The sequence below is a fragment of the Polaribacter sp. 2405UD43-2 genome, assembly GCF_058147125.1.
The window spans coordinates 318143-331902 of the sequence record NZ_JBYVJX010000002.1; the positions used below are offsets into that span (position 1 = coordinate 318143).

Annotated in this window: 14 protein-coding genes; 8 read left to right on the forward strand and 6 right to left on the reverse strand. The window is 28.1% G+C overall.

What is annotated here, in order from left to right:
- The first annotated feature begins 71 nt into the window (after positions 1-71).
- The 6 genes from ACY2RX_RS04655 (at position 72) to ACY2RX_RS04680 (ending at position 6266) form a co-directional block, all read left to right on the forward strand.
- Positions 72-1262 (forward strand): molybdopterin molybdotransferase MoeA, encoded by a 1191-nt coding sequence (locus tag ACY2RX_RS04655; protein WP_490102798.1) that lies wholly within the window; start codon positions 72-74, stop codon positions 1260-1262.
- A gap of 48 nt (positions 1263-1310) precedes the next feature.
- Complete coding sequence (locus ACY2RX_RS04660) at positions 1311-1667, forward strand: four helix bundle protein (protein WP_490102799.1); 357 nt, start codon at positions 1311-1313, stop codon at positions 1665-1667.
- Between the two features lie 25 nt (positions 1668-1692).
- Entirely contained in the window at positions 1693-2163 is a 471-nt protein-coding gene (moaC, locus tag ACY2RX_RS04665) for a cyclic pyranopterin monophosphate synthase MoaC (RefSeq protein ID WP_490102800.1), read from the forward strand.
- A gap of 84 nt (positions 2164-2247) precedes the next feature.
- Entirely contained in the window at positions 2248-3414 is a 1167-nt protein-coding gene (locus tag ACY2RX_RS04670) for an NTP transferase domain-containing protein (protein ID WP_490102801.1), read from the forward strand.
- Complete coding sequence (locus ACY2RX_RS04675; RefSeq protein WP_490102802.1) at positions 3414-4496, forward strand: HesA/MoeB/ThiF family protein; 1083 nt, start codon at positions 3414-3416, stop codon at positions 4494-4496. The genes ACY2RX_RS04670 and ACY2RX_RS04675 overlap by 1 nt, the downstream gene beginning before the upstream one ends.
- Complete coding sequence (locus tag ACY2RX_RS04680; RefSeq protein WP_490102803.1) at positions 4497-6266, forward strand: MutS-related protein; 1770 nt, start codon at positions 4497-4499, stop codon at positions 6264-6266.
- Here ACY2RX_RS04680 and gldD read toward each other — a convergent pair.
- From gldD to mutY, 5 genes are read right to left on the reverse strand one after another with little or no spacing between them, the layout of a single operon-like run.
- On the reverse strand, positions 6263-6817 hold the full coding sequence (gldD, locus tag ACY2RX_RS04685) for a gliding motility lipoprotein GldD (protein WP_490102804.1): 555 nt from the start codon (positions 6815-6817) through the stop codon (positions 6263-6265). The two genes, ACY2RX_RS04680 and gldD, sit on opposite strands and share 4 nt — an antisense overlap.
- Positions 6810-8138: a gliding motility-associated protein GldE gene (gene gldE / locus ACY2RX_RS04690; protein ID WP_490102805.1), complete on the reverse strand. Its 1329-nt coding sequence runs from the start codon at positions 8136-8138 to the stop codon at positions 6810-6812. The genes gldD and gldE overlap by 8 nt, the downstream gene beginning before the upstream one ends.
- A gap of 18 nt (positions 8139-8156) precedes the next feature.
- Entirely contained in the window at positions 8157-8591 is a 435-nt protein-coding gene (locus tag ACY2RX_RS04695) for a single-stranded DNA-binding protein (RefSeq protein ID WP_490102806.1), read from the reverse strand.
- Positions 8576-9229 carry a hypothetical protein gene (locus ACY2RX_RS04700; protein ID WP_490102807.1) on the reverse strand — a complete coding sequence of 218 codons (654 nt, stop codon included), beginning with the start codon at positions 9227-9229 and terminating at the stop codon, positions 8576-8578. Before ACY2RX_RS04700 ends, ACY2RX_RS04695 begins: the two co-directional genes overlap by 16 nt.
- Before the next feature lie 34 nt (positions 9230-9263).
- Positions 9264-10307 carry an A/G-specific adenine glycosylase gene (mutY, locus tag ACY2RX_RS04705; protein ID WP_490102808.1) on the reverse strand — a complete coding sequence of 348 codons (1044 nt, stop codon included), beginning with the start codon at positions 10305-10307 and terminating at the stop codon, positions 9264-9266.
- 140 nt (positions 10308-10447) lie between these two features.
- Here mutY and ACY2RX_RS04710 point away from each other — a divergent pair, with 140 nt between their 5' ends.
- On the forward strand, positions 10448-10738 hold the full coding sequence (locus ACY2RX_RS04710; RefSeq protein ID WP_087521132.1) for an HU family DNA-binding protein: 291 nt from the start codon (positions 10448-10450) through the stop codon (positions 10736-10738).
- A 285-nt stretch (positions 10739-11023) separates the two neighbouring features.
- Positions 11024-12556 (forward strand): Rne/Rng family ribonuclease, encoded by a 1533-nt coding sequence (locus tag ACY2RX_RS04715; RefSeq protein WP_490102809.1) that lies wholly within the window; start codon positions 11024-11026, stop codon positions 12554-12556.
- Positions 12557-12644: 88 nt separating this feature from the next.
- On the opposite strand, the gene ACY2RX_RS04720 is transcribed toward ACY2RX_RS04715, so the two are convergent.
- Complete coding sequence (locus ACY2RX_RS04720; protein ID WP_490102810.1) at positions 12645-13700, reverse strand: endonuclease/exonuclease/phosphatase family protein; 1056 nt, start codon at positions 13698-13700, stop codon at positions 12645-12647.
- Positions 13701-13760 lie beyond the last annotated feature (60 nt).

Here is a 13760-nt window from a genome sequence, read left to right on the forward strand (position 1 = left end):
ATTGTTTAAAAGTTGAAAATTTAAACGAAACAATTACACAATTAAACAAATAAACAAATAAACAATCAAAAATGATTTCATCAAAAGAAGCAAAAAATATCATTTTAGAAAACACACAAGATTTTGGTGTGGAAGAAATTTCGTTTATAAAATCTGTAGGAAGAATATTGAAAGAAGATATTCTTGCCGATAGAGATTTTCCTCCATTTAATAGAGTTTCTATGGATGGAATTGTTATTAATTATAGACATTTTAAAAACGGACAACGAGCTTTTAAAATAGAAGGAATTCAAGCAGCTGGAAGCAAACAATTGTCAATGCAGAATTCAGAAAATTGTATTGAAGTGATGACGGGAGCAGTTTTACCAAATAATTGCGATACCGTTATTAGATATGAGGATGTAACAATTGAAAACGGAAAAGCAATAATCAATGTTGATGTAATTAATGAAGCCCAAAATGTCCATAATAAAGGAAAAGATGGAAAAATTGGTGATTTATTAATCAAACAAAACACCAAAATTTCTGCAGCAGAAATAGGCGTTTTGGCAACTGTTGGTAAATCGACTGTAAAAGTTGCTAAACAACCTAAAGTGATGATTGTTTCTACAGGTGATGAATTGGTTGGAGTTGATGAAATTCCGTTAGCGCATCAAATTAGAAGAAGCAATGTTTTTACGTTGGTTTCTTTATTAGAAAAATTACATATTTCATCAGAAACAGCCCATATTACAGATGATAAACCTGTTTTAAAACAGAAAATAGAACGTTTTTTACAAGAGTATGATGTGTTGCTTTTTAGTGGCGCAGTTAGTAAAGGAAAGTTCGATTTTTTACCCCAAGTTTTTGATGAACTAGGAGTTGAAAAACTGTTTCATAAAGTTGCTCAAAGACCTGGGAAACCTTTTTTTTACGGAAAAACAGATAAATGCAATGTATTCGGATTTCCAGGAAACCCAATTTCTACATTTGTAAATTGTTTAGTGTATTTTTATCCTTGGTATTACAAATCTGTTGGATTAGAAGTTAAGGAAGAAACCGCAATTTTAAATGCTGATGTTACATTTAAACCCAATTTAACGTATTTTTTACAAGTAAAATTAAGTTCACGTTTCGGACATTTAATTGCAACTCCAATAAAAGGAAATGGTTCTGGAGATTTAGCAAGTTTAGTACATACAGATGCTTTTATTCAATTACCAAAAACTGAAGAAACAGAGTTTAAAAAAGGAGAAGTTTTTAATATAATTCGCTATCGCTAATTATAGTTTTAAATGATTAGTTTTGAGTGTTAAGTTTAAAATACAGCTATGAAAGAAAGTATCGTTCAGAAAAAGAGTTTTGAATTTTCATTAAAAATCATTTCTCTTTATAAAAAATTGCAACTAGAAAAAGAATTTGTAATTTCAAATCAAATTTTGAGAAGTGGAACTTCAATTGGAGCAAATATAGAAGAAGCATTAGCAGGACAAAGCAAGAGAGATTTTACTGCAAAAATGTCTATTTCCTCAAAAGAAGCAAGAGAAACTAAATATTGGTTACGATTATTAAAAGAAAGCGAATTAACATCTATTGATGTTACTAATGAACTTTCTGATATACATAAGTTAATTAGAATTTTAACTTCTATTGTTAAAACGTCTCAAAGCAATCTAACTAAAAACTAAACGTTTAAAATTAAAAACTATTTAAATGAATTTTACACATTTAAATTCGAAAAACAATCCTAAAATGGTAAATGTTTCTGATAAGAAAATTACCAAAAGAACAGCAATAGCAAAAGCAACTATGTTTTTAGGAACAGCAATAATTTCTCATTTTACAAATAATGAACTAATCACAAAAAAAGGACCCGTTTTTCAAACAGCAATTATAGCTGGGATTCAAGCAGTAAAAAAGACTTCAGAATTAATTCCTATGTGTCATCCGTTATTAATTAATGGTGTTGATATTGATATAGAAATTTTAGATTTAGAACATATAGAAGTGTTCTGTAAAGTTACTATTGAAGGAAAAACAGGTGTAGAAATGGAAGCTTTAACAGGAGCAAACATTGCTTGTTTAACCATTTATGATATGTGTAAAAGCATCAGTCAAAAAATGATAATTAAAGAAGTGAAGTTGTTAGAAAAAACAGGAGGAAAATCGGATATTAAAAATTAATGTCATTACAAGGAAGAATGACGAAGTAATCTCTTAACAAAAGGATTGCTTCACTTTGTTCGCAATGACAAAACAAATAAAATTTTGAAAAAACACAAAAAACATACAAATTTAGAAAAACGCTTCAATGATAATTTTGCGTCAAATGAAATTGCAATTTTGGGTTCAAATTGTAGTGTAATTTCTGATTTAGTTCATAAAGTTTCTAAGAAACTGTCAAATTATAAATTGGCTTATTTTGATGCTTCTCACGCAAAAGATGTAGAGAAAAATAAATTATCAGAATTTACTTTTCATCACCAAGGAAATTTGCAAATTACAACTTCTGGTAAGGTAAATAAGTTTGAACAGCGTTTGCAATTTGCACAATTTGATTATGTTTTTATCAACGGAAATCATTACCAAGGCGCAAAACAAATTTTGATTTTAGACGAAGCAAAAGAAGCTTCGGTTTTAAAAAGATTAGAACAATTAGATTCAATTCAGTTTGTTATTAAATTGAAAAATGAAACCGAATATTTTTCTTTTTTAGAAGATAAATATCCGCACATAAAAAACATTACTTGTTATACAATTGATGAAATTGATGAAATTTCAAATCATGTTAAAAATTTAATTCAAGAAAAAATTGCTCCAGTAAAAGGATTGGTTTTAGTAGGTGGGAAAAGTACCAGAATGGGAACTGATAAATCAGAACTCAATTATTATGGAAAACCTCAAAGAGAATATGCAAAAGAACTACTTGAAGCGTGTAATTTAGAAACTTTTTATTCAGTAAGAGATTTCTCGACTACGCTCGAAATGACAAAAAACAACTCAAATATTACCTTAAGCGCAGTCGAAAGGTCTCAAGCAACAAAAGAAATACCCGATACTTTTTTAAATTTAGGGCCTTTTGGCGGAATTTGTTCTGCGTTTCAAAAAAAACCAAACTCAGCTTGGTTAGTGATGGCAACAGATGTTCCTTTTATAAATGATGATATAATTCAATTATTATTACAAAAAAGAAATCCATCTAAAATAGCAACTGCAATTAAAGGTAAAGACAAGCAATTTGTAGAGCCATTAATTACAATTTACGAACCAAAAGCATATCCAATTTTATTACAATATTTAGCACAAGGTTATTCTTGTCCTAGAAAAGTATTAATTAATTCTGATGTTGAAATTGTAGAAGTTGATGATAATTTTATTAGAAATGTAAATACTCCAAAAGAATTTGAAGCAGCAAAAAAGGAGATTAATAGTTAATGGATAAAAATCAGCTTTTTAAACGTCAAACCACTTTAGCAGAAGTTGGAGAAGAAGGTCAGCAAAAATTACAGAATGCTTCTGTTTTAGTAGTTGGTTGTGGTGGTTTGGGAAGCCCAATTGCGGTTCGTTTAGCTTCTAGTGGAGTTGGTAAAATCCATTTGATAGATTTTGATACTGTAGATGTTACCAATTTGCACAGACAAGTTTTTTATAGCTTAGATGATGTTGGAAAACCAAAAGCTGAAGTTTTATCTACATTTATAAAAAAGCGCGCACCTTTTACTAAAGTCAGTTTTATTAACCAACCCATTACAAAAGAAAACGTTTTTGAGCTGATTTCTGATTACGACATAATTGTTGATGGTACAGATTCTTTACCAACAAAATATTTACTAAATGATGCTTGCGTTTTAAAAGATAAACCTTTGGTTTATGGTTCTTTATATAAGTTTGATGGTTATGTAGCTACTTTTAATGTCTTGGAAGAAAACGGAACTAGAAGTCCAAATTTAAGAGATACTTTCCCAGAAATGGCAACAGATATTCCTAATTGCGAAGAAGCAGGAACCTTAAATGCTATTGTTTCTATGATTGCAAGTTTGCAAGTAAATGAAGTTTTAAAATTGATTTTAGAAATTGGAAAACCGTTAACAAATCAATTGTTAATTTATAATTCTTTGCAGAATTCTCAGCTAAAAATGAAGTTAAAAAGTTCAATTTCTAAAGAAGATATTCAGCAAATTTTTGATAGAGAAACTTATTTTGATGTAAGTTGTGAAGTAAGAAACCAAGATTGGTTAATTACTCCTAAAGATTTAAAATTGTCAATTCTTACAAAAGAGAGAAATCTAGAAATTATTTCTGTAATTGCAAACCAAAAAGTAGAATATCCTTTTAAAATTGATAAAAATATTCCTTTATCAGAATTATCAAAATCTAATTTTATTCCAGAAGAAAATAAAAAATATGTGGTGGTTTGTTTAAAAGGAAACTCTAGTTATACAGCTACAAAATTGCTAAAAGAAAAATACCCAAAAGCAAAAATTTTTAGTTTAATTGACGGAATTACAAAGTTTTAAATGAAAAATCCACTAGACTTTTATATTCAAGAAAAATCGAATTTAGAGCAAGAAGCATCTCTTTTAAAAAAGAAATCTGTTAATTTAAGTGTGTTTAGATTTGCTGTTTTTTTAGCAACGTGTTTTTTAATCTATCTTACTTTTGGTAAATATCCAGATGTTTTTATTGTTGCTTTTTTAGGCGTTTTGCTGTTTAGTTTTTTAGTAACAAAACATCTTAATTTAAAAAGAAAAAGAGCCATTGTTAATGCCAAAATAAAAATTAATATTACTGAAATTAAAGTTTTAAATCGTGATTATTACGATTTAGATGCTGGAAAAGAATTTGTTGACGCGCATCATTTTTATAGTAATGATATCGATTTATTTGGTATTGGTTCTTTCTTTCAGTTTATCAATAGAACTACAACCCATCAAGGAAAAATTGCACTTGCTAAAACATTTACAGAAAATAAAATTGAAAATATTGTTGAGAAACAAAAATCAATAGAAGAGCTTTCTGAAAAAGTAAAATGGAGGCAACATTTTTCTGCTTTAGCAAGCTTGGTAACTGTAAAAAATAAAACTCAGTTTATTGTAAATTGGGTGTTGAATTATAAAAAACAATTTCCTTATTTTTTAAATGCTTTACCAATTATTTTTTCTAGCATATCTATACTTTTAATAGGATTACTTTCCTTTAGTATAATCCCTTTTTCCATTTTTTTAGGATGGTTTTTTCTTGGTTTATTTATTACAGGTAGACATCTAAAAAAGATTCAGAAATTATATAACGAAACAGATGCTGTTAGAGAAACATTTAAGCAATATCATCAATTGTTAAATGAAATTGAAAACGAAAAGTTTACTTCAAAAATCTTAAAAGAAAAGCAAGAAATCATTAATTCAGAAAAGAAAAAAGCATCCACTATTTTTAAAGAATTTTCTAAAATTTTAGATGCTTTTGATCAACGAAATAATCTAGTTATTGCGGTTTTTGGCAATGCATTATTTCTTTGGGATATTAATAATGCTTGTAAAGTAGAAAAGTGGATTTCTAAATACAATCATACTGTAGAAAATTGGTTTAATGTAGTTGCTTTTTTTGATGCACAAAACTCCTTGGCTAATTTTAAATTTAATCATCCAAAGTTTGTTTTTCCAGAAATTTCATCAACAAAAGAAATTATTAAATCTACCCATTTAGGGCACCCTTTGTTAGACGAAAAAAAGAGAATTGATAATAATTTTATAATTGATGATAAGCAGTTTTTTATTATTACAGGAGCAAATATGGCAGGTAAAAGTACGTTTTTAAGAACCGTTTCTTTGGCTATTGTTATGGCAAATTGTGGCTTGCCAGTTTGTGCAGAAACGTTTCTATATTCGCCAATAAAACTGATTACAAGTATGCGAACAACAGATTCTTTAACGGAAGATGAGAGCTATTTTTATTCAGAATTAAAACGTTTAAAATTTATTGTTGATAAAATAAAAGAGGACGATTATTTTATCATTTTAGATGAAATTTTAAAAGGAACAAATAGTAAAGACAAGGCAATTGGTTCCAAAAAGTTTGTAGAAAAGCTAACAAAATCAAAATCAACAGGAATAATTGCAACTCACGATGTTAGTTTATGCGAGTTAGAAAATGAGTTTTCAGAAATTAAAAACTACTTTTTTGATGCAGAAATTATAAAAGACGAATTGCATTTCGATTATATTTTAAAAAACGGAATTTGTAAAAATATGAATGCTTCTTTTTTATTGCAAAAAATGGAGATAGTTTAATTTTCTTTCCATTTTAAAGTTTCAATTAAGTGTAAAATATCTTCTTTAATGTAAGCTACTGCTGGCAAAATGGAATCGTAGTTTGGTTTTGCATAAAAATACAAGGAACCTTTTATAAAGTTTTTTGTACTGTCTGTAACGTGAAACTGAATATGAGAAGCAGCATTTCCTGTAATTTCATACAAACTGCCAAAGACTCTTTTTTCTTTGTTTACAAAATCTTTTGGAATAATTTGTTCTGCCTTTACTGTGTGTTTAAAAACCAATTTTTCAGCATCTGTTAACAATTCTTTTAAGTTGTTTTTTACAGGTCTATAGGTAATATCTATAGATGCTTTTAAGTTCGGGTACTTTATTTTTAACCAATTATTGGCATCATTAATAATTAAAGTATTTTTTAAAACATTAAAAGTATAAGGTCTTTCTAAGGATAAATTCTCATAAGATTTTTTTGGATACACCAAACTTAAATACGCTTTTGGTTTTGGTAAAACAGCTTCTTTACAGCTAATGAAAATCAATAAAAAAAGAAGGATAAAAAGGTTACGCATTTCTAGTTGCTTTTACTTGTTTAATGCGTTTTTTATCTAACGCTTCTATGGTAAACGTATAATTCTTAAAATTTATTTTCTCTCCTTTTTTGGGAAATTTTCCAGAAATCTCTAAAATAAAACCAGCTAAAGTTTCACTTTCACCTTTTTCTTCTTCAAAAATGTCTTCATCTTCATCATCTAAAACTCTACAGAAATCTTTAATCGTTGTTTTTCCATCAAAAATATAATTGTTGACATCAATTTTAGAATAACTTAAATCATCATCATCAAATTCATCATTTATATCGCCTACAATTTCTTCTATAACATCTTCTAGGGTTACTAATCCGCTTGTGCCACCATATTCATCTACAACAATAGCCAAATGATTTTTGCGTGCTCTAAAATCGTCTAATAAATCGTCTAATTTTTTATTTTCGGGCACAAAAAAAGCTTCGCGAAGTAAGTCTTGCCATTTAAAATCTTTCTTATCTAAATGTGCTAACAAATCTTTGGCGTACAAAACGCCAATAATATTGTCTATATTTTCTTTATAAACAGGATTTCTAGAATATCCGTTTTTTAAGATTTTCTCTAAAACAATATTATAAGATTCATCATCAGAAATTGCAAAAACATCTATTCTGGGTTTCATAATTTGCACAGTTTCTGTGTTTCCAAAATTTACAATTCCTTCTAAAATTTTTTGTTCGTCTTTTGTGGTTGCACCTTCTGAAGTTAGTTCTAATGCTTGCGATAATGTTTCTACAGAAAAGTTAGAGTTTTTGTTTCCTAGTTTCTTTTCAACCCATTTGGTTAAAGTAATTAATGGCAAACTAAAAGGTGTTAGTAAGATGTTTACAGCGTGAATAAATTTAGACATTGCCTTAGAAAAACGAAGCGCATTTCTAGAGGCATATACTTTTGGTAGAACTTCGCCAAAGAGTAAAATTAAAAAAGTAACTAAGACAATTTCAATTAAAAAACGGATAGGGGCAGTAAAAAAATAGAAGTTTAATTCGTAATTAAAATCGCCAAACAAAGTTTCTGCTAAAGAGGCAAAAAGTAAGACAATTAAAATATTAATAAAGTTATTGGTAATAAGAATTGTAGCCAACAATTTTCTTGGTTGCGCTAGCAAATTTACAACAATATTGTCCTCTTTTCCGTTGTTAGAAAGTTCGTTTAAATCGGTTTGAGATAATGAAAAAAAAGCAACTTCTGTACCCGAAATTAGGGCAGAACTTATAAGTAAAGCAACAAGAATTATAATGTTGATACTGGTAAGAACATCAACAGATGTAAAGAATAAAAATAAAAGTTCGGGATCTGGATCCAAATTTTAAAATTTAATGAATTAAAATGGTAAATCATCATTTTCTTCTGGTGCAACAGATTTTTGTGTTGGTGCAGAAAGTGGCTGATTTTGTTGAGGATTGTTAGGATTTTCGCTATTTTTTTTAGGTGATAACATGGTCATTTCATTTACTTGTATTTCTGTAGCATAACGTTTAATACCATCTTGTTCCCACTGTCTGTTTTTTAGTTTTCCTTCAACGTAAATTTTATCGCCTTTGGTTAAATACTTTTCGCAAACTTTTGCCAAACCGTTTCTAACCACAATATTGTGCCAATCTGTTGTGGTTACTTTTTCTCCTGTTTGTTTGTTGGTATAACTTTCTGAAGTTGCAATAGGAAAACGCCCAACACAATTTTGATCATCAAAATAATGCATTTTTACATCATCGCCTAAATTACCAATCAATATTACTTTGTTTATTGTGCCTGCCATTGTTTGTTTTGTTTTCTTAGTCTAATTAATTCAAGTTTTTCTTCATATAAGCTCAAGTCCCAAATCTTCTCAATTTTATTATCATTATCATCAAAAAAATATTGTTTCCAACTTTTATCTTTTTCAACAAAACAATAAATACTTTTATCTATTGGAGATTTAAAAGAATAGGTTTCATTAAAATCATCATTAAAAATTACAGTATAATAACCTTTTACATCTGTATTATTTTTAATTTTTTTAAATAGTTTTCTGTTTTGACTAAAGTAATAAGGAAAAGTCCAATTATTTATAGATGCAAGTTTGTTAACTTTTGTTCCTGCTATTTCATTTTTATGAAAAATAACAAAAGTTTTTGCATTGAACTTGATTTCCCAATCATTAAAAGTTTCGTTTATATTATTTAAAAAAATAGTTAAAGAATGTGATGGTGTTTTACTGTTATTTAAATGCCATATTGTCATAGGATTAATAAAAACAAGTATTAAAGGACCATCAAGATTATTAAAAATTTTAGTTGAAACTTTTTTTCCTTTTACATTTTTTAATTTTGCTTTATATGGGAAAATAGTTTCTTTTTGAGCAAAAGAAATAGCAACATTAAATGCCAAAACTAATAATATTATGTTTTTTTTCATATAAATTTATAATAATCAAATATATAAAATTTTGTTATTTAGTTGATAAATAGTTGTCTAAAAACTTAGAAATTAATACAGGAACAGGGTGTTTTTCTATATCTTTCCAATTAATTTTTGCTTTAGATAAATTTTTAGTCTCTACAATCCAGAATTGTGTATATAAATGTTGATGCGATAATTTATGAACAATTTCCTTTTTATTAAAGAGTGAAATTTTTGTTTCATCTGCAAATAAATTGATAAATTCTTCTGACGAAATTAATTCTTTTATATTGATTTTTTTATCCGTTTCAATTAACGGAAATTGATACAAACCTTGCCAAATTCCTTTTCCTTTTCTAATCTGTAAAATGGTTTTTTTGTCATCCGTTTTAACGACAAGGAAATTAAAATAGCGATTTCTAACGTTAAGTTTTTTCTCTTTTACAGGTAATTCTTTGATTATTTTTTTCTCTAAAGCTACACAACTACCAGAAAACGGACAAGTTTCACATAGCGGATTTTGAGGCTTGCAATGCAATGCGCCAAAATCCATAATTGCTTGATTGTAAGTTCCAGGCTGTGTGTTGTCAATTAAAGATTGAGCTAGTGTTTTAAATTCTTTAATTCCGGCTGATGAATTGATAGGAGTTTTAATTCCGAAATAGCGAGAAAGCACTCTATAAACGTTACCATCTACAACAGCAGTAGCTTCATTAAAACAAATAGAAGCAATGGCAGATGCTGTGTAATCTCCAATTCCTTTTAATTTTATAATCTCTTTATAAGTTGATGGGAATTCTCCTTTTAATTCATCAACAATATATTTTGCTGTAAAATGAAGGTTTCTTGCGCGAGAGTAATAACCCAAACCTTGCCACATTTTTAGAATAGTATTTTCATTTGCTTTAGCTAGATTAAAAATTGTAGGAAAGGTTTCTGTAAATTTTAAATAATAAGACAAACCTTGAGCAACTCTTGTTTGTTGTAACATAATTTCTGACAACCAAATATAATATGGGTTTTTGGTTTTACGCCAAGGTAAATCTCGGTTGTTCTGTAAATACCAGTAAATTAAAGTGTTAGAAAATTTCATCAAAATTTTTTTGAAATACAATATTACATTATAAAATTCATATAAATTTAAGTCTTTATCTTTTTGGAATTGATTAATTATCATATATTTGCATCCGCATTTTTGAAATTAAATTAATAAAATATAGTAAAAACAGAGACATGACGAAAGCAGATATCGTATCGAAAATTTCAGATAAATCAGGAATCGAAAAAACAGATGTTTTAGCAACTGTAGAAGCATTTATGACTGAAGTTAAAGATGCATTAGAAAATGGTGATAACGTTTATTTAAGAGGTTTTGGTAGTTTTATTATTAAAACTAGAGCAGAAAAAACAGGTAGAAATATTTCTAAAAATACAACTATTAAGATTCCTGCACATAATATACCAGCTTTTAAACCCGCAAAAACTTTTACTGAAGGAGTAAAAAGTAAAGTAGCAGTAAAGTAACAAAATACTAATCTAAACCCTAAAAGGTTTAAAAACATCAGAACATTATGCCAAGTGGTAAAAAAAGAAAGAGAGCTAAAATCTCTACACACAAAAGAAAGAAAAGAGCTAGAGCAAATAGACATAAGAAAAAGTAAGCAATCGCTTACTTTTTCGTTTATAGTTTAGCAAAAAAACAAAAAGTTCATTGACATTAGAGGTTAAACTAACCTCGCACGGTATTTATATACCTGACAATATTAATCCATCTACACAATTATGTGTAGTGTTAAAACCAAGTTCAGTATGAAAACAGAATTAATAATTCGTTCAAATTCATCTGATATTGATTTTGCCTTATTAAGAGATGGAAAACTTATTGAATTAAATAATGAAACAACTGATAACAAATTTTCTGTTGGCGATATTTTTTTAGCCAAAATAGGAAAAGTGTTAACAGGATTAAATGCAGCCTTTGTAAATGTTGGTTATCCTAAAGATGGCTTTTTGCATTATCATGATTTAGGCGCGCAAGTAAACTCATTAAATTCATTCATTAAGAAAGTAAGCACAGGTAAGTATAAAGAATTCACTTTAAAAAACTTCCGCAAGGAAGAAGACATTAACAAAGACGGTAGTATTAACAGTGTACTAAAAACAGGACAAAACCTATTAGTACAAATTGTAAAAGAACCTATTTCTACAAAAGGACCCAGATTAAGCTCTGAGTTGTCTATAGCAGGTAGATTTTTGGTTTTAGTTCCTTTTTCTAACCGAGTTTCTGTTTCTCAAAAAATAGCAGACCCAAAAGAAAAAGAACGTTTAAAAAGATTAGCAAAAAGCATTAAACCAAAAGGGTTTGGTGTTATTTTAAGAACTGTTGCCGAAGGCAAAAAAGTAGCAGAATTAGATAAAGATTTGCAAAACTCATTAGATCGTTGGAAAACAATGTGTAAAAGAATACCCAACACAAATACACCAACAAAAATTTTAAGCGAGTTAAACAGAGCATCTTCTATTTTAAGAGATGTAATGAACGAGTCTTTTACGAGTATTGTAACAAATGATGAAACTTTGAAAGTAGAAATTAAAGAGTATTTACAAGAAATTTATCCTGAAAAGGAAAAAATTGTAAAATTACATAGATCTGAAACTCCTATTTTTGAAAAATACGGAATAGAAAGACAAATTAAAACATCATTTGGTAAAACAGTTTCTATGAGCAAAGGTGCCTATTTAGTTATAGAACACACAGAGGCTCTCCACGTTATTGATGTAAATAGCGGTAACCGTTCTAACAAAGCAGGTTCTCAAGAAGATACAGCATTAGAAGTAAATTTAATTTCTGCAACCGAAATAGCACGTCAATTACAATTGCGTGATATGGGAGGAATTATAGTTGTAGATTTTATTGATATGCACAAAGCTGAAAACAGAAATAAACTGTATCAACATCTAAAAGAACAAATGGCTTTAGATAGAACAAAACACAAAATATTACCTCCAAGTAAATTTGGATTGGTACAAATTACAAGACAAAGGGTAAGACCTGAGTTGAGTATAAAAACTACCGAAACCAACCCAAATAAAGATGGACAAGTAGAAGCTCCTATAGTTTTGTTAGACAAAATTGAAGCAGATTTAGAGAAATTTATGTCAAACTCTAAAGACAATAAAAAAGTACAATTACATGTACATCCTTTTATTGCTGCGTATTTAACAAAAGGAATAAATTCTATACGTTTTAAATGGTATTTAAAACACAAAAAGTGGATTACAATTATACCTCGTGACGCTTACACATACTTATATTATAGATTTAAATCTGTGAAGAATTAAATTATATCTTATAAAGGCAATAATTTTTTATCAAAAAACCCCGCAACTTTTAAGTTGCGGGGTTTTGTTTTTTTAAAAAAAGAAGAATTTATTTTTTCTCTTTAATTAAATACATATAAACTGGGTAATGATCTGAATAACCACCTGTATATGCGCCATTAGAAAAACTTCTAAAAGGATATCCTTTATATTTGCCTCTTTTACTTGTTAAAAAACGTTTATTAAAAATCATAGCTTTAAACATTTTATAAGTAGAAAAATCTTTTTCTCCTCTATCTAAAAGAGGAGATGAAATTAATATTTGATCAAATAAATTAATATTATCTCTATAGCCTAAAGTGTTAAAACCTCTTCTGTGCATATCTTCATAAGGGTTGTAAATGTCATTTAAACCAACGTTTTTCTTTTTACTTTTTGTTTTTAAAACCTTTTTAAAACTAGAATTTATTGGGTCGTCATTAAAGTCGCCCATTGTTATAATTTTAGCGTTAGCATCTTTTTCTCTAATTTGAGCTATAATTTTTGTGTTTTGGTAAGCTGCTTTTTCTCTTAAAGGTCTACTTTTAGCCTCACCTCCACTTCTAGAAGGCCAGTGATTTACAATAATATGTATTAACTCATCATCTAAATAACCAGAAACTAACAATTGATCTCTAGTGTACACAGGATAATTGTTTCTGTATATTCTGGGATTAAAAGCTTCATGATGAATAGGCTTAAAATATCTTTTTTGATACAATAAAGCAACATCAATTCCTCTTTTGTCAGGAGAATCATAATGTATAATTCCATAGCGTTTTTTTATTAAATGTTTAGATTTTACTAAATCTTCTAAAACACTAAGGTTTTCAACTTCAGAAACTCCAATTATTGCAGGGCTTGTATTTGCTTTTTCTGTACCAATTTGAGCGATTGTACTTCCTAATTTATCAATCTTGTCCCAATAGACTTTAGATTTGTTAGATTTTAGCTCCATCATTGGACTTGCTTCATCATTTTTTGTAACATCATTTATGGTGTCAAACAAGTTTTCTAAATTGTAAAATGCAATGGTTCTTATGTTGTATTTCTTTCCCTTTTTTTGAGAAAAAAGTAAGGTTGTTGATAAGAAAAAAAAGAGTAATAAGTATGCGAATTTCTTCATTTTTAAAATTTTATGATACAAACATATAAAACAAAAGTTAAGCCAAAAATTATATATTGA

Bases quoted from the DNA above. Each gene is read 5' to 3' on its own strand.
- ACY2RX_RS04675 (WP_490102802.1), top strand. From the start codon at position 3,414: ATGGATAAAAATCAGCTTTTTAAACGTCAAACCACTTTAGCAGAAGTT.
- moaC (WP_490102800.1), top strand. From the start codon at position 1,693: ATGAATTTTACACATTTAAATTCGAAAAACAATCCTAAAATGGTAAAT.
- ACY2RX_RS04715 (WP_490102809.1), top strand. From the start codon at position 11,024: ATGAAAACAGAATTAATAATTCGTTCAAATTCATCTGATATTGATTTT.
- mutY (WP_490102808.1), bottom strand. From the start codon at position 10,307: ATGAAATTTTCTAACACTTTAATTTACTGGTATTTACAGAACAACCGA.
- ACY2RX_RS04660 (WP_490102799.1), top strand. From the start codon at position 1,311: ATGAAAGAAAGTATCGTTCAGAAAAAGAGTTTTGAATTTTCATTAAAA.
- ACY2RX_RS04655 (WP_490102798.1), top strand. From the start codon at position 72: ATGATTTCATCAAAAGAAGCAAAAAATATCATTTTAGAAAACACACAA.
- ACY2RX_RS04680 (WP_490102803.1), top strand. From the start codon at position 4,497: ATGAAAAATCCACTAGACTTTTATATTCAAGAAAAATCGAATTTAGAG.
- ACY2RX_RS04720 (WP_490102810.1), bottom strand. From the start codon at position 13,700: ATGAAGAAATTCGCATACTTATTACTCTTTTTTTTCTTATCAACAACC.
- ACY2RX_RS04710 (WP_087521132.1), top strand. From the start codon at position 10,448: ATGACGAAAGCAGATATCGTATCGAAAATTTCAGATAAATCAGGAATC.
- ACY2RX_RS04695 (WP_490102806.1), bottom strand. From the start codon at position 8,591: ATGGCAGGCACAATAAACAAAGTAATATTGATTGGTAATTTAGGCGAT.
- gldD (WP_490102804.1), bottom strand. From the start codon at position 6,817: ATGCGTAACCTTTTTATCCTTCTTTTTTTATTGATTTTCATTAGCTGT.
- ACY2RX_RS04700 (WP_490102807.1), bottom strand. From the start codon at position 9,229: ATGAAAAAAAACATAATATTATTAGTTTTGGCATTTAATGTTGCTATT.